Genomic DNA, 15,388 nt, shown 5'->3' with positions numbered 1-15,388 from the left:
TTGCTCGTCGTCATCAGTCGATGACCGTACGCCCGGCGGGTGAACCGTCGCGCGGGGGCGCCTCACGGCCCTCGCCCGCAGCGTCACGGCCCTCGTCCTCGGCGCCCCGGTCCCCGCGGTCCCGTCCGCTCCGGTCCCGCTCGCTCCGGTCGCGTTCGGCGCGGTGCCGCTCCGCCTCCTCGCGCCGAAGTTCGCGGCGGTCGGCCTCCGTGCGCTCGGCGTCGTACTTCTCGGCGTCGGCCTCGCGCGCGGCGTAGATCCGGCGGCGGGTCACCATCGGCTGCACGAACCAGGCCCACCCCGCGATCAGGACGAATCCCGCCGCCGTCCCGGCCGCCAGCCCGGAGGAGAAGAACCCCTTCGCGGCGACGGCCACGGCGCTGGCCATGGACACGGTGAGCGCCAGCGTCCCGGCGATGCCGTACCGGTTCGACCGGTTGACCAGCAGGTCCTTACGGCCGGACCGGAACAGCATCCGGTGCTGGGCGGCGGGGGCCATCAGGCAGATGGACGCGCACGCCGCCGTGATCAGCGACAGGTAGAACACCCACTGCCCGGTGTGCCCGACCCGCTTGAACCCGTTCGAGAACGGCAGGGTGAGCAGGAACGCGAACAGGAACTGCACCCCGGCCACGATGACCCGCAGGCCCTGCAGCATCTCCACGAGTTCGCGGTCGAACCGCTCCCGTGGTGTCTCGTCCCGACGCGGATCCGGTTCCCCGGTCTTGCTCGTGTCCCTCGTGTCGCTCGTGCCCATCGAACGCCGTCAGAAGTCCTCGTCCTCGTCGGCGGCGCCGGCCCCGACCCCCGCGAGAACGGGCTCGGGCTCGGGCACCGGCTGCAGGGACTCGTACACCTTGACGGTCTCGTGCGCGACGCGCTCCCAGGCGAACCGCGACCGGACCCGGTCGACGGCGCCGATGCTGAGGGCCGTGCGCATCGTCGGGTCGGCCAGCAGCGTGCGGACGCGCCGGGCGATCTCCATCGGCCGGTCGGCCGGGACGTGGATGCCCGTGACGTTCTCGATCACCGAGTCGAGGTGGCCGCCGACGGGAGAGGCGACGACGGGGGTACCGCAGGCCATCGACTCCAGCGGCACCCGCCCGACGGTCTCGTACGCGGGGACGCTGATCGTCAGGTCGGCGGAGCGCAGCAGCTTCGGAGCGTCGTTCGCCGAGACGCGGCCGATGAACGTGACGCGGTCGGCGACCCCGGCCTCCTTCGCCTTGATCCGCAGCTGGTGGACGGTCTCGTCGGTCTCCAGGTCCTCGCGCGCGGGGCCGCCGGCCACCACGAGCTCGGCGTCCGGGATCCGGGCCAGCGCCTGGATGACGGAGACGACGCCCTGGTGCCGGCCGACCTTCATCATCGTGACGAGGCGCGGCGCGTCACCGCGCGGCATGGACGGACCGCTCGGGGAGAACTTCTCGACGTCGATGCCGGAGGGCACCAGCGTGATCTGGCGGCGCGAGATGCCCAGCCGTACGAGCTCGGTGCGCTCGCTCTCGGTCATGGCGACGACCGAGCGGACACTGCGGCCGATGGCCTTCTCCAGGCGGACTCGCGTCGGCGAGCAGGGCTGCCCGGACCGGCTCAGCGCCGCCCCCAGGGTGTGGAAGGACTGGACGACCGGGATGTCGAGGCCGTTCGCGCCGGCGATCGCGGCCAGGCCGCTCACCCAGTGGTGGGCGTGGACGACGTCCGGGCGCTTGCCGTGCCACCGCCGCGCGAGCTCCGCGCCGAAGTCGGCGAGGTAGGGCAGCAGCTCGTCCTCGGCCAGCGGGCGGACGGGCCCAACGGCCAGCTGCTCCACGGTGACCCCGGGAGCGAACCGCACCTTCTCCCGCGGGTCCCCGCCGTCCTGCCGGGTGAAGACGGTCACACGGTGGCCCTGCCGCCCGAGCTCACGGGCGAGTTCGGCGACGTGGACGCCCAGTCCTTCGTCAAGGCCTTTGGCGGCGCCGAGGGGGCTGTCCTGGACCGAGACCATGGCGATGTTCATCATCGAGCAACCTCCAGGAAGTTCAAGCGACCGGGCGCGTCGGTGTCCGCGACGATCTCGGCCCGTACGGCTCCCGGGAGTACGGGACGGGAACCGAGGGAGTGATCGGGGGTGGGGTTTGCGCGCGTGCACTCACGGCCAGGGACGTTGCCTGGGACCGTGGGGGAAAGAGAGGAAACCGCCGACGTCAGGCCGCCGAGCGGGCCTGAACTGTATGTACGCATGCACACCCTCCGGAGATCGAGGGCGGGTATGCCGCCCTCCGGTGGTGTGCCTGCGTCTTAGGCACGAGTTCCTGGACCCAATTATTACCTCATGTCGCGGCGATTAAACAGCCGACCCGGAAACCGCGATCCGGCCGCCGGTGTCCGCGGTGACGCGCAGGGCCAACATCGACACGTCATCGCGCAGCTCACCGCCGCAGAACTCGATCAAAGCGTGCTCGACCGCCAGCGGCATGTCGGCGACCGGACCGTCGGCGTGCGCGGCGAGGATCTCGACCAGGCGCTCGTGCCCGAAGCGGTTCCGCATCGCGTCGGAGCTCTCCACGACGCCGTCGGAGTACAGGAACAGCGTGTCCCCGGGCTCCAGGTCGAGCGACTCGACGCCGACCTCGAAGTCGTCGGCGGGGAACAGGCCGAGCGGGATCCCGCCGCCGCTCAGCGTACGGATCAGGCCGTCGCGCCGGATCAGCACCGCGGGCGGGTGCCCGGCACTGCCGATCATGACGGAGAGGCCGTCGTCGCGTGGTTCGACGCAGGCCATCACGGCGGTGACGAACCGGCCCTCGTGGTCGAGCAGCGTCTCGTTGACCATCGACAGGACCTCGTCGGGCTTGGCGTTCCACCGGCCGAGGATCCGGATGCCGTGCCGCGCGCCGGCGTTCACCGCCGTGGCGTCCTCGCCCTTGCCGCAGACGTCGCCGAGGGCCACGCCCCAGCCCGCCGCGGTCGGGAACACGTCGTAGAAGTCGCCGCCGAACCCGCCGTCCCGCGTCGCCACGACGTACCGCGCGGACACCTCGGTGCCGGGGATGGCCGGCAGCTCGCGGGGCAGCAGGCCGGCGCGCAGCCGTTCGGTGACCTCCGTACGGCGCCGGTAGCGCCGCCCCGTCCGGATCACCAGCGCGAGGTTGCGGGCCAGCCGCTCGACCAGCCCGAGGTCCATCAGGTCGAACGGTCCCTGTTCGCCCGAGACGGTCAGCGTGAGAGTGCCGAGGGTGCGCTCGCCGTCGTCCAGCGGCACGCAGATCAGCGAGGACGCCTCCATGAGCCCGCACACGGGCAGGTCGCCCTCCGTGGTGCCGAGCGTCCGCAGATCGTCGATGTGGGCCTGCAGGACCGACTGGCCGCTGTCGTAGACCAGGGAGGGCAGCGAGCCGGGGCCCGGATGGACGTTCTCCAGCATGCGGGCGATCTGGGTGCGGCGCTCGTCATCCGGGCCCATGACGACCTGGCGCCGCAGCGTGCCGTTCCGCTCCACGTCGACGATGACCCAGTCGGCGAGCTCGGCGGCGAGCAGCCGCGCCGAGCGGCGTACGGCCACCGACTCGGTCAGCGAGTCGTCCTCCAGCAGCATCCCGGTCGCGGTGGCGAGGACGTCCATCCGGTGGACGACCGTGGCGACGGCGTCGTCCGTGGCCGACACCTCGGGCGCGGCCTCCTGTGCGTCCGGTTCCTTCGTCGCCGGGGCGGTCGCGGCGACGACCAGCGGCTCGGGCTCCCCGCTCACCCAGATCCGGGCGAGCGTCACGTCGGCGAACACGGGGCCGTGCTTGGACAGGAAGCGCACCCGCGTGCGCCGCCGCTGCCCCGAGTGGAACACCCCGGCGATGTGCGAGCCCACCGCCGCCCGGGTCGCCATGTCGCAGAACACCGGGAACGGCTTGCCGGTGAGGTAGCCGGCGGACGAGCCGAGCAGCGCGCCCGCCTGGCGGTTCACCCGGCGGACCGTGCCATCGCGTTCGAGCAGGAAGAGCGGGACGGGGGCGTCCTGGAACACCGTGCGCAGCATCCGGCGCTCGCTCTCGGCGGCCTCGGAGCGCGCCTCCGCCGACGCCCGGCCGTCACCGGTGGCACCGAGCGCCGCCACGGCGAGCTCGAGCTCGACGAGGGCCGCCTCCAGGAGGGGGCCCGAGTCGGCGTCGGGCAGGGCCGCGGCACTGCGGAGCTCGCTCAGCCGGATCTTGAGCTTGGCGGTGTCCTGGATGAGGGACTGGGTCTCTTGCTGGTCGGACATGTCCCTCCCAGCGTGGCGTGATCGCTGCCCGCGACCAAATCGGACGGCTGCTCGTTACTCTAACGGCCGCCCGTGGCCCCAGCGAGGCCGGACCGCCCGGTGCCGCCGCCATCGGGGCCATTGCCTTCGACGATACGCCGCGCCAGCGCCGTCAGCTTGACGTGCCGGGTCTGGGAGATGCGCTTGAGCTCGTTGAACGCGGTCTCGGCGTCACAGCCCATCGCGTGCATGAGCACACCCTTCGCCTGGTCCACGACGGCCCGCGCCTCCACGGCCTGCTGCAACTGCACCGCCGTACGGTGGGCGTCCTCGTAGTGCCGCGTGTTGGACACGGCCGCGCCGCCCTGCGCGGCCAGCAGGGCGCCGATCCCCAGCTCCCGCCGGTCGAGCGCGCCGGGCACCACGCCGTACATCATCAGCGTCATGAGGATCGGGCCGGTGCGGTGCACGGTCGTGGCGAAGCACCGGACCCCCCGTTGCAGCGCGATGGGGGTGAAGGCGGGCCAACGGGTCTCGACGAGCGTGTCGGCGCAGAAGATCGAGGTCTCGGTGCGCGCCACGTCGAAGATCGGGCCGTCCCGGCGAGTGCTCTGAACGTCGACGAGGTAGGCCAGGTCGGGGTGCGTGCTGGTGACGTCGCGGGGCTCGGGGTCCTCTCCCGCGGCCCACCGGATCCCGGTCGCCCCCGCGCATCCCCGGACCGTACGGACCGCGAGCTCGGTCACGCGCCGCAGCGCCGCCGTCTCCGAGGCCTCGTGGATGAGGCCCAGACGGGCGATCTCGACGGCCAGTTCACTGCTGATCTGCGGTCCCACGCCGTCCACGGTAGCTCCCCCTAGCCGACCCGGTGTTCGCCGCCATGGGCGGCAGGGGCGCCCGGATCGTCGCCGGTCACGACGTCCCGGAGTGAGACGATGCCCACCGCCCTGCCCTCCTCGACGACGGGAAGCCGCCGTACGCCTCGCTCGCGCATGAGGCGCACGGCGACCTCGGTCTCGTCGTCGGGCCCGATCGTCACCACACCGGCGCTGCAGATCTGATCGAGCCGGGTGCCGTACAGGTCGCGTCCCTCCGCTACGGCGCGTACGACGATGTCGCGGTCGGTGAGCAGTCCGCACAACCGGCCCGCCTGCGTGACGAGCACCCCGCCGACGCCTTGGTCGCGCATCAGCCGGGCCGCCTCGGTGAGCGGCGCGTCGAGAGGAAGGGCGACCGGCTCGGGCGTCATCACGTCGCGTACCTTCTGCGCCATTGCGAACACTCCCTTCGCCCGTCATGCGCCGACTACCCCCAGAGGCGGGTCTTATTCCGGACCGGGGCGCGGTGCGGAAGATGAGCGCTGAAGGAAGTTCGAGGGTGTTCGCCCTATTTCGATCGTCAGAAGTCGAAGATCGAGGCGGTCTTGTCACGCAGCACGCACGTGTTGGGGTACTGCCCGGTGAGCTTGACGGGCCGGCCGCGCCACTGCCCTTCCGCGCTCACCGTGACCGGCGAATAGATCATGAAGCAGGCCCGAGGATTCTTACGGTCGGGGGCGATCGTGAGGTCGTTCCCCGCCTTGTCGAGGTCCGCGCACGCCTGGGCGGCCTTCGGGTGGGTGCCCCCGACCGGGTCGCACTGCAGCGTCACGGTGCGCGGGGTGCCCGAGCCCATCGCGCTCCGCAGCGTGAGCAGCGTCGGGCCCGCCACGGACTGCCCGGTGGCCGGGTCCGCCGACGGTGCCGCCGGGTCGGCCGCACCGCCCTGCGGCTGCGTCGCGGCGGATCCCGGAGCCCCGATGCCCGCCGCGGGCGGCATCCGCTCGTTGAACGGCGACCGGCCGCTCGCGGAGGTGTCCAGGTCACGGACGACCGCGCCGGGCGGTGCGGGCCGGACATGCCTTCCCGCATGGGGCCGGGCGGCCCCCGTCCCGCTTCCAGCGGTCGGAGGCGCCGGTCTCGCCTGCGCTCCGGCGGCCGAGACCGAGAACACGACCGGAATGGCGGCGGCGATGGAAAACGCCAGAATGATTCGCATTTGTCTTTCCCCCCGAAAAGTCCGCCTGATCAGCGGAGCTCAATCGCTCACTGTAGCGCACTGATCCCATTCCGTAATCGGGCCGCATGTCCGTAGCCGACGCCCGTAAGGGGTCCGCGCCGATAGGATCAATAGCGTTTCCGCACCCATACGCCCGGTTCACGCCGAGAGGAGACCGGTGTCCGAGCATGCCTGGCAGGTCACCGTGCTCGCCGAGCTCGGTATCCCCCTGTCCGGGCTCATGGTCTCCGACCCGAGCGGCCGTCCCGTCCCCCATGCGGCCGACGGCCAGGCCGCGGCCGGCGGCGTCTCCGAGGCCCCGCCCGCGCCGCGGTCCGCCGCGGCCGCCCGGCAGGACGATCCGCGCCCGCCCGAGGACGTCCCCCCGGCCGTCGAAGCCCCGGCCGTCGAAGCCCCGGCCGTCGAAGCCCTGGCCGTCGAAGTTCCGGCCGGCGGAGCACCGGTGGCCGGATCGCCGGAAGCGCCGGTGGTGCAGGAGGCGCCGGTGGCGCCGGTCGAGCGCACCGTCGCCGACCCGGACGAGGGCGAGCTCCCGGCCGGTGACCGGCCCCACCCCGCGGGCCCGGTGGTGATCGGCGGAACCGTCGACGACGACCGGGCCGTCTCGTTCGGCGGCTCCACCGGTGAATCGACCGGCGACTCGACGGCACCGGTCGTCTCACCGCAGCGGGAACGGGAGCCGCGGCCCGAGCCGGAGACGCAGGCGGAGCGAGGCCCGCAGGCGGACCTGGGGCCAGAGCCCGCGTGGGGTCAGGTGGCCCCGCCCCAATGGGAGCAGACGCCGCCGCAGGCGGAACCGGAACCACCCGCGCAGTGGGGGCGGTCGCCGTCACCGGGGGAGCAGGCGCCGCCCGCGCAGTGGGCGCAGTTCCCTCCGCAGCCCGAACAGCCCCCGCCGCCGGAGTGGGCGCAGGGAGCGCCGCGGGCGGAGCAGGCCTCGCCGCCGGAGTGGGGTCAGGGAGCGCCGCGGGCGGAGCAGGCCTCGCCGCCGGAGTGGGGTCAGGGAGCGCCGCGGGCGGAGCAGGCCTCGCCGCCGGAGTGGGGTCAGGGAGCGCCGCGGGCGGAGCAGGCCTCATCGCCGCAGTGGAGTCAGGGCGCACCGCCGGTCGAACCGGCCCCGCCGGCGCAATGGAGCCAGGGGGCACCGCAGGCGGAGCAGGCCCCGCCGGCGCAATGGGACCAAGGATCGCCGCAGGCGGAGCAGGCCCCGCCGGTGCCGTTGGCGCAGTTCCCTCCGCCGGCCGAGCAGGCGCCGCCGGACCCGGACCCGGGGGTGCCGCAGGCACCGCCCGCGCAGTGGGCGCAGTTCCCTCCGCGGACGGAGCAGGCGCCGCCGGCGCAGTGGGGGCAGACGCCGCCGGAGCAGCCGTCGGCGTGGGACCGGCCCGCGCAGCCACAGTGGGGGGACCCGGAGACACCGCCGCAGGCGGAACGGGAGCAGCCACCCGCGTGGGTGCGGAACACCGGACGGCAGGGGGACCAGGACGCCCCCGCCGCGGCATGGCCCGATCTCCCGGCGGAGGGCGGGCCGGGCCCGTCGCCGTGGGACTCGCCACAGCAGCAGGCGGGATGGGACCAGGCCGTCCACTCGTCCTGGGGGGCTCAGCCGTCGGCGTCGCAGGAGGCCTGGCCGGCCGGCTCCGACGCCTGGCAGCAGGACCCCGGCGCCGCGCCGGGGCGATCGGCGCAGGGCTCACCCGCGTCCGGTCCACCGCCCGCGTCCGGTCCCGCGCAGCTCGGGCCGCCCGTGACCGGCGGGCCGATCGCCCCTCGGGATCTCGTGCGCCGCTCCGCGTACGGCGATCCTCTGGTGCGCCGGATGTCCCGTGGGGTGCGCCGGGCCATGGGGGCAGCCGCCGCGAACGACGTCCGCAAGGCCACGGACGTGGCGGCCGTGCTGAGCCGTCCCGTCCCGTCCTGCCGGCAGATCGTGGTCACCAGCATCCGGGGCGGCGCGGGCAAGACGACCGTGGCGGGGCTGACCGCGACCGTGATCGCGCAGTACCGGCAGGACCGTGTGCTGGCCGTGGACGCCGACTCCGGGCTCGGCTCGCTCCCGTTGCGGATGGGCGTGGGCCCGCGGCTGTCGCTGCACGACCTGACGTCGTCGCCGCAGCCGAGGTCGTTCGAGGAGGCGTCCCGGTACCTCGCCCAGACCACGGACGGTCTGTGGGTGCTGTCCGCGACGGCCGGAGGGCGGATCGCCGGAGAGCTCGACCTCGCCACCTTCCGTACGGCCGCGGGCGCGATGAGCCGTTACTTCGCCGCGTCGGTGATCGACTGCGGCGCCGGGCTGCTGGCGGAGCTGCAGCGCGGCATCATGGCCGAGGCCCACGCCCAGGTCATGGTGACGCCCGGCACGGTCGACGGGGCGCTCAGCGCGCACGGCGCCCTGGAGTGGCAGGCGAACAACGGCTACGAGCACCTCCTGCCCCATACCGTGATCGCGTTCGTGACGCACACCCCGCACGTGGACGCCGACCTGACGCGGGCCGCGCAGATGCTCAGCTCGGGCGGGCTGCCGGTGGTGCACATCCCGTACGACCGGCATCTGGCCGCCGGAACGGCGGTCGAGTCCGCCCGGATCGGCCACGAGACCCGGGCTGCGGTCATCCGGATCGCGGTCGAGGCGTTCGCGCGGGCGATCGCCGCGTGACGACGACCCCTGACAGTCGCGACACTGCCCGATAGGAGGTGAGGTTCTTGACCAGCGACTTCGTCGCGTTGGTCCGGCACCGGCCCGAGATCTCGACCGTCATCGACGGCCTGATCGCGTTCGGCGAGTCGCTGGAGCCGTACGACGCCGGTGACGGGGCCTTCCATCTCTACGACGCCGGCGGGCGGCTGGCCGTCTCCATCGAGAGCCCGCAGCTCGTCGAGGTCCGCGGTGAGGTCGAGCGGCTGCTGGGCCCGGAGTTGGCGGGCCGCGTACGGGTGCCGGTCTGGTGGGTCGAGGTGCGCGCGGCGGCGGGCGTTCCGGAGGCGATGCGGATCGCCCGGAGGTTCGCGGACGACCTGGTCCACTGGCAGGGCGGCACCGTGTGGCCGGAGAGCGCCACTCCTCCGGTGAAGGAGAGCCCATGAGTGAGCGGAGCGAGCGACCCGTGGGCGCGGTGCGTCCGGTCGCTCTTCCGGCGAAGGAGGGCCCGTGAGTGAGCGGAGCGAGCGAGCCATGAGCGCAGTGCGTCCGGTCGCTCCCCCGACGAAGGAGGGCCCGTGACCGGGCCGGCGGCGGACGCGCTGACTCCGAGCGCCATGGTGGTCCTGCAGGACCGTCCGGTCGTGGGATTCACGAAGTGGCTGGCCGACGGGCTGCGGCTCTGCAGCGAGACGCGGCGCGGACTGCAGATCGTCACCGGGCCGGACTCCCGGATCACGGTGCCGCTGCGGCTGGTGCTCACCAGCCCGAACAGCCACTGGGTGGTCCGCGCGGACGGCGGCTACTACGACGGCCTGTCCGGGGTGCCGCTCGTGTGGGACGGCGCGGGCTTCGTCACGGATCCGCAGGCCCGGACGTACGCGCCCGCGTACACGACCGCCCCGTCGGAGCCGGTCGGCGCGCAGCTGACGGTGACGTTCCGGGTGCGGTACACCTCGGAGACCGGGATCGGCACCGCCACCGAGGAGATCTGCACCGCGCTGACCGGCGGCCCGCCCGCCGGCTGGGGAACGGCGGAGCCCGCCACCGACGTGTGGCGGCGTGAGCGGCTCAGCGAGCTGTTCTGGTCACGGGGCGCGGAGGCGACGTGGCTGACGATCGTCGGCGCGGGCGCGACGCCGGCCGTCGGCACGCTGCTCGTCTCGAAGACGGGTGAGGTGGTGGAGGAGGCGGTGACGATCGTCGTCGGGTACGCCGATCCACGGGACGTGCCGGTCGCCGAACTGCCCGGCCTCCTCGGAGGCATCGCCGCCGGGCGGCACCTGATCTCGCTGTTCACGCAGCTGGGCAACGGGCGCGCGGACCTGACGACGGTTCCGCGCTGGCTCGGGCCGCCCGGGCCGATCGGCATGGCCGTGGGCGGAGCGGTCTCGGAGGCGCCGGGCATCCCGGCGCAACGGATCGGGGACGCCCGGTCGCCGGCGGTCTGGTACATGCTGGGGGACGGCCGGCAGCAGGAGGGCTGGCAGCGGTACGAGCAGCTGACCCGGCATCTGCAGGGCGGCTTCTGAGCGACGGGCCCGCGCGACCGCGGTTCGATGCGACCGCGATGCGACCGCGATGCGACCGCGATGCGGCCGCGATGCGGCCCGATGGGACCTCGTGGGGGCTCCGCTGCGACCAGGGCGCGGCCTCGATGCGATCTCGTCGCGGCCCGGTGTGACCGTGACGCGGCCCTGATGCGACCCCGTCACGGCTCCGACGAGGTCCGGACGCGGCCTGGTCGCGAGCGCGTCCGCCGCTCGGACGCGCCCGCTCCGGATGACGGGTGCCGGGTGCCCGGTGGCAGCTCCGGGCGGCGCGTTCAGGCGGCGCGGACCACGGCGACGCGCGGCGCGTACTCCTTGAGCTGTTCGCGGAGCTGACGGCGGCCGCGGTGCAGGCGGGACATCACCGTGCCGATGGGGGTGCCCATCATCTCGGCGATCTCCTTGTAGGGGTAACCCTCGACGTCGGCGAGGTACACCGCCGTACGGAACTCGACGGGCAGGTCGCGCAGCGCCTTGATCACGTCGGAGTCGGGCAGATGGTCGAGCGCCTCGTGCTCGGCCGAGCGCAGGCCGCTGGACGTGTGCGACTCGGCGCGGGCGAGCTGCCAGTCCTCGATCTCCTCGGTCGCGGCGCGCTGCGGCTCGCGCTGCTTCTTGCGGTACGTGTTGATGAAGTTGTTGGTGAGGATGCGGTGCATCCACGCCTTGAGGTTCGTGCCCTCTTTGAACTGGTGGAAGTTCACGTAGGCTTTCGCGAGGGTCTCCTGGACGAGATCTTCGGCGTCGGCCGGGTTGCGCGTCATCCGCACCGCGCTGGCGTACAACGGGTCGATGAGCGGCGTGACGTCGCGCTCATATCGCTCGACGTCCTGGCGGCGTGCATCGCTCGCCACAGTCGTCATTTGCTGCTCCATAGGGGTACTGACCCGGACGGATCACCGTCTCTGGTCGGGGGGAGCTCCCCGCTACGGTGCGGGGCCGGTTTCGAGGCGCCGGACACGGAGATTCCCGTGCAGCTTGTCGGCTATGTGTGCCCGTCAGGGGAGTGACGGACCTGATCGCCGATGCGCCACCGACGTCTGTGTCGGCCCGACCGGCGAGAAGGCTCGGCGCCTCTCACGCGGGCGCCTACCGGAGTCGTCAGTCTAACGCAAGTTCGACACGCTGCGAAATGAGCTTCGTCACACTCCGTGTCCGCATGGGGTGCTTCCCTTCGTCGCTCGCCGACGGTGCCGACGGGTCCTTGGCTGGTCGAATAGGGTCGTTACCCCTTTTTCGGCGGACACAACGTGCGGCGTGCGCGGCGTGCGCGAAACCACAGGGCGTGGCCGCGAGTCCCATGTCGGCGAGTCCCGTGTCGGCGAGTCCCGTGTCGGCGAGTCCCGTGTCGGCGAGTCCCGTGTCCGCGGGTCCCGTGTCCGCGGGTCCCGTGTCCGCGGGTCCCGTGTCCGCGGGTCCCGTGTCCGCGAGTCCTGTGGCCGCGCGACGCGTGGCCACGGGACTCATGACCGCGTGCCCCGCGGCGGGGCGACCACGCCCGTGGCGGTGGCCGATCGTGCCGCGCTCCGTCGTGAACGGCGCCGCCGGACGGCCTCATGTGGTCACCTGACGTGTCGGCGACCTCGCTGAGCGACGTAATCGGGGGGAAACGCAGCGCGTTCGCGCGGGCGGTTGTAACGTCGATCGCATCGCGGGTCGGGGGGCCGTGCGTCTTGCATCCTCGCTGACGAGGGGGTCATCCGTGGTCACTCGGCAACGCCCCGCCACGCGCCTCGCGGCCGCCGGGCTGCCGCCCCGGCTGCTGGACCGGCACCTGCTCGGGATCGCCCCGATGGCCGTCGTGCTGCTCGACGGGCTCGGCCGGGTGCTCCGCTGGAACCCGGCGGCCGAGGACGTCTTCGGCGCCCCGTACGACGCGGTGGCCGGCCGCCCGCTGCGCACGCTGCTGCACCTGCCGCAGGAGCACCGGTCCGCGTTCGAGTTCGGCGATCGGCAACTGCGCCACGTCTGGACCGGGGTGTGCCTTGTCTCGCGCCTGGACGACGGCGCCCTACGGGAGATCGCCTGGTGGGTCTACCCGCTGACCGGCCAGGGCGACGCCCGCGGACTGGCCGTGGCCGCCGACGCCCAGCGCATCAGGGAGAACGGCCACGGCCTCGCGCTCGGCGACGTCGTCGTCACGCCCCCGCCGCCCACCCCGCTCACCGCCACGAGCGGCGTCCGCATCCTGCGCGTCGAGCCCACCCTCGTACAGTCGTCGACCGTCGACTCCGCGCTGCTCCGGCGCCGCCTCGCGGAACTGCTGCCGCCGGACCTCGACCGCCCGCAGATCGCCGACCAGGTCCTCGCCCGCGGCTATCCGGCCGTGAACGTCAGCGTCACCGTGCGCCTGCCGTTCGCCGGTCACCGCGGCACCGCGCCGAGGGCGAGACGCGTCCGGTCGACCGCGCCGTCGCCGATCGCCCCCGCGCAGATCGTTCCGGCGCCGACCAGCCCGGCGGACGCCGGTGTCGCGCCGTACGCGCCGTACGCGCCGTACGATCCGTCGCCCGCCGAGGCCCTGGAGCACCTGGCGGCCCAGGAGCGCCTGGACTTCCTCAACCACGTCGGCGCCCGCCTCGCCGACACCCTCGATCCGGTGCAGACCGCCCAGGTCCTGTGCGACGCGCTGGTGCCCTCGTTCGCCGACTTCGCGGGCGTTCAGCTGCTGGAGTCGATCGTCTCCGACCAGGAGCTGCCCCCGGCCGAGGCGGACGCCTCGCCCAGCCTCGTCCGCGTCGCCATGCGCTACGACGAGGAGGACGGCCACTGGGACGACCTCGTCCCGCTCGGCGAGCTGATCCGGATGCCCTCCCGGACATCGCTCGCCGGCGACCTGACCACGGGGCAGAGCATCAACGTCGCCCGGATCAGCGACCGCGTCAGCCGCCGCATCTCCTCCCACGTCGGCGGGCGCGACCTGCGGCCCCTGCTGCGCGGCCGGGCGCTGCTGGTCACCCCGCTCATCGCGCGCGGCAAGGTCTTAGGCACGATCTTCCTGCTCCGCCGGCGCGACCGGCCGCCGTTCGGCGAACCGGAGGTCGCCGTGGCGGAGGAGCTGGGCCGCCGGGCCGCGGTGTGCGTCGACAACGGGCGCCTGTACCGCCGCGAGGCGCGCGTCGCGGCGCAGTTGCAGCACAGCATGCTGCCCGACGCCCCACCTGTCGTCGCCGGCGCGCGGATCTGCTACCGCTACGTCCCCGCCGACGAGGCCGTACGGGTCGGCGGCGACTGGTTCGACGCGATCCCGCTGCCCGGCAGCAGACTCGCCCTCGTCGTCGGCGACGTCATGGGCCACGGCCTGACGTCCGCCGCCATCATGGGCCAGCTCCGCACCGCCGTACGCACCCTCGCCCCGCAGGATCTGCCGCCCGACCAACTGCTCCGCCAGCTCGACGACCTCGCTCGTCGCCTCGGCGACGAGTGCCTCGCGACCTGCATCTACGCCGTGTACGACCCGGTGGCCCGGCGCTGCGAGATCGCCAACGCCGGGCACCTGCCTCCCGTTCTGGTCTCACCGTCCGGGGAGTCCTGGCTGCTGGAGGTCCCGCCCGGCGCCCCGATCGGCGTGGGCGGCGTCGCGTTCGAGACGGTGAGCTTCGACGTCGAGGACGGCAGCCAGTTCGTCCTGTGCACCGACGGCCTGGTCGAACGCCGCGGGCGGCCCCTCGACGTCGGGCTCACCGCGATGCGGGAGTTCCTCTCCGGTCCGCCCCGGCCGCTGGAGGACGTCTGCGAGACCCTCATCGAGGGGTTCAGCACGGCGGGCCGGCACGACGACGACATCGCGCTGCTGGCCGTACGGTTCGAGGGAATCCCCAAGGCGGACGTCTTCGCCTGCACCCTCAGGGCGGAGCCGGCGGTCGTCCGCGAGACCCGCCGCCTCGCCCGCCGGGCCCTGGAGACGTGGGGCCTGCACGCCCTCGTGCCCACCGTCGAGCTGCTGGTCAGTGAGCTGGTCACCAACGCCGTCGTCCACGGCGCGGGTGACCTCGGGCTCCGTCTGATCCGCGCGAACGCCCTCCTCTGCGAGGTCCGCGACGACGGCTACGACCTGCCGCACCTGCGCCGCGCCGAGACCACCGACGAGAACGGCCGGGGCCTGCAGCTCGTCAGCGCGCTCGCCGAGCACTGGGGCACCCAGCGCACCCCGACGGGCAAGGTCGTGTGGTTCGAGCACCCGCTGTGAGGGCGGCTCGGGGCATCCCGGCGGTCAGGCCTGCGTCTGCTTGGACCGCTCGTTGTACACGCCGGCGTACTCCTGGCGCGACAGCTTCTGGATCTCCTTCATGATCTCGTCCACCATCGCCCGGCGGCCCTTGGCCGGCGGCATGTCCGCGAACGCCGTGTAGTCGATCGGCTTGCCGAACTTCACCCCGGGCCGGTGCAGGCGCGGAATCGGGACCTTCGCCCCGACCGGCATGATCTTCTCGGTGCCCTTCACCGCCACCGGCACCACGCTCGCGCCGGCGTTCAGCGCGAGCCAGCCCACGCCCGTGTGACCGCGGTACAGCCGGCCGTCCTCGGACCGCGTGCCCTCCGGGTAGATCGCGAAGGCGTTGCCGTTGTTCAGGACGCCGAGCGCGATGTCCAGCGCGGCCACGGCGGCGCGCTGCTCCGTACGCGGCACGGGGATGTGGCCCATCGCGCTCAGGAACGAGCCCAGGATCCGCGCCACGCCCTTGCCCTCGAAGTACTCGGCCTTGGCGATGAACGTGACCCGGCGCGGCACGACGAGGGGGATCAGCACGCTGTCCACGAACGACAGGTGGTTGCTGGCGAGGATGACCGCGCCATCCTCCGGGACGTTCTCCAGCCCCACGACCACCGGCCGGAACACGATCCGGAGCAGCGGGCGGACCACCCGGTACATGAACCAGTAGAGCAACTGTGCCTCCTCGACTCTCCGTCACTGTAGACCCG

At 73.2% G+C, this 15,388-nt stretch carries 12 protein-coding genes; 4 read left to right on the top strand and 8 right to left on the bottom strand.

Annotated features, from left to right (window positions below):
- Nucleotides 1–13: 13 nt before the first annotated feature.
- The 6 genes from NDW01_RS40355 to NDW01_RS40330 form a co-directional block, all read right to left on the bottom strand.
- Entirely contained in the window at nt 14–757 is a 744-nt protein-coding gene (locus tag NDW01_RS40355; protein ID WP_252829820.1) for a DUF6328 family protein, read from the bottom strand.
- Nucleotides 758–766: 9 nt separating this feature from the next.
- Nucleotides 767–2,005, bottom strand: a complete 1,239-nt coding sequence (locus tag NDW01_RS40350; RefSeq protein ID WP_252829819.1) for a glycosyltransferase — start codon at nt 2,003–2,005, stop codon at nt 767–769.
- Between the two features lie 324 nt (nt 2,006–2,329).
- On the bottom strand, nt 2,330–4,240 hold the full coding sequence (locus NDW01_RS40345; RefSeq protein WP_252829818.1) for a SpoIIE family protein phosphatase: 1,911 nt from the start codon (nt 4,238–4,240) through the stop codon (nt 2,330–2,332).
- A 59-nt stretch (nt 4,241–4,299) separates the two neighbouring features.
- Nucleotides 4,300–5,055 (bottom strand): ANTAR domain-containing protein, encoded by a 756-nt coding sequence (locus NDW01_RS40340; RefSeq protein WP_252829817.1) that lies wholly within the window; start codon nt 5,053–5,055, stop codon nt 4,300–4,302.
- A gap of 20 nt (nt 5,056–5,075) precedes the next feature.
- Nucleotides 5,076–5,492 carry a CBS domain-containing protein gene (locus NDW01_RS40335; protein WP_252829816.1) on the bottom strand — a complete coding sequence of 139 codons (417 nt, stop codon included), beginning with the start codon at nt 5,490–5,492 and terminating at the stop codon, nt 5,076–5,078.
- A gap of 125 nt (nt 5,493–5,617) precedes the next feature.
- Nucleotides 5,618–6,256, bottom strand: coding sequence for an SSI family serine proteinase inhibitor (locus NDW01_RS40330; RefSeq protein WP_252829815.1), 639 nt, complete (start codon nt 6,254–6,256; stop codon nt 5,618–5,620).
- Between the two features lie 178 nt (nt 6,257–6,434).
- On the opposite strand from NDW01_RS40330, the gene NDW01_RS44145 reads away from it, so the two are divergent.
- From NDW01_RS44145 to NDW01_RS40315, 3 genes are all read left to right on the top strand, one after another.
- On the top strand, nt 6,435–8,933 hold the full coding sequence (locus NDW01_RS44145; protein WP_308211874.1) for a hypothetical protein: 2,499 nt from the start codon (nt 6,435–6,437) through the stop codon (nt 8,931–8,933).
- A gap of 47 nt (nt 8,934–8,980) precedes the next feature.
- A complete protein-coding gene (locus NDW01_RS40320; protein WP_252829814.1) occupies nt 8,981–9,361 on the top strand; it encodes a hypothetical protein in 381 nt (126 codons plus the stop codon).
- Between the two features lie 132 nt (nt 9,362–9,493).
- Nucleotides 9,494–10,447, top strand: a complete 954-nt coding sequence (locus NDW01_RS40315) for a DUF6177 family protein (protein ID WP_252829813.1) — start codon at nt 9,494–9,496, stop codon at nt 10,445–10,447.
- Between the two features lie 293 nt (nt 10,448–10,740).
- On the opposite strand, the gene NDW01_RS40310 is transcribed toward NDW01_RS40315, so the two are convergent.
- Nucleotides 10,741–11,328, bottom strand: coding sequence for a sigma-70 family RNA polymerase sigma factor (locus NDW01_RS40310; protein ID WP_305883859.1), 588 nt, complete (start codon nt 11,326–11,328; stop codon nt 10,741–10,743).
- Between the two features lie 839 nt (nt 11,329–12,167).
- On the opposite strand from NDW01_RS40310, the gene NDW01_RS40305 reads away from it, so the two are divergent.
- Entirely contained in the window at nt 12,168–14,654 is a 2,487-nt protein-coding gene (locus tag NDW01_RS40305) for an ATP-binding SpoIIE family protein phosphatase (protein WP_252829811.1), read from the top strand.
- 24 nt (nt 14,655–14,678) lie between these two features.
- Here NDW01_RS40305 and NDW01_RS40300 read toward each other — a convergent pair whose 3' ends face one another.
- Nucleotides 14,679–15,353 carry a lysophospholipid acyltransferase family protein gene (locus tag NDW01_RS40300; protein ID WP_252829810.1) on the bottom strand — a complete coding sequence of 225 codons (675 nt, stop codon included), beginning with the start codon at nt 15,351–15,353 and terminating at the stop codon, nt 14,679–14,681.
- Between the last annotated feature and the right edge of the window lie 35 nt (nt 15,354–15,388).

The sequence above is a fragment of the Actinoallomurus soli genome (genome assembly GCF_024055715.1).
Classification (GTDB): Bacteria; Actinomycetota; Actinomycetes; order Streptosporangiales; family Streptosporangiaceae; genus Actinoallomurus; species Actinoallomurus soli.
The sequence above is the reverse complement of the archived record's forward strand: the minus strand, read 5'-3'. Positions and strand labels throughout refer to the sequence as shown.

What these genes read in the sequence shown, in the direction of transcription:
- NDW01_RS40350 (WP_252829819.1), bottom strand. Translation starts at nt 2,005, where the DNA reads ATGATGAACATCGCCATGGTCTCGGTCCAGGACAGCCCCCTCGGCGCC.
- NDW01_RS40310 (WP_305883859.1), bottom strand. Translation starts at nt 11,328, where the DNA reads ATGACGACTGTGGCGAGCGATGCACGCCGCCAGGACGTCGAGCGATAT.
- NDW01_RS40345 (WP_252829818.1), bottom strand. Translation starts at nt 4,240, where the DNA reads ATGTCCGACCAGCAAGAGACCCAGTCCCTCATCCAGGACACCGCCAAG.
- NDW01_RS40330 (WP_252829815.1), bottom strand. Translation starts at nt 6,256, where the DNA reads ATGCGAATCATTCTGGCGTTTTCCATCGCCGCCGCCATTCCGGTCGTG.
- NDW01_RS40355 (WP_252829820.1), bottom strand. Translation starts at nt 757, where the DNA reads ATGGGCACGAGCGACACGAGGGACACGAGCAAGACCGGGGAACCGGAT.
- NDW01_RS40335 (WP_252829816.1), bottom strand. Translation starts at nt 5,492, where the DNA reads ATGGCGCAGAAGGTACGCGACGTGATGACGCCCGAGCCGGTCGCCCTT.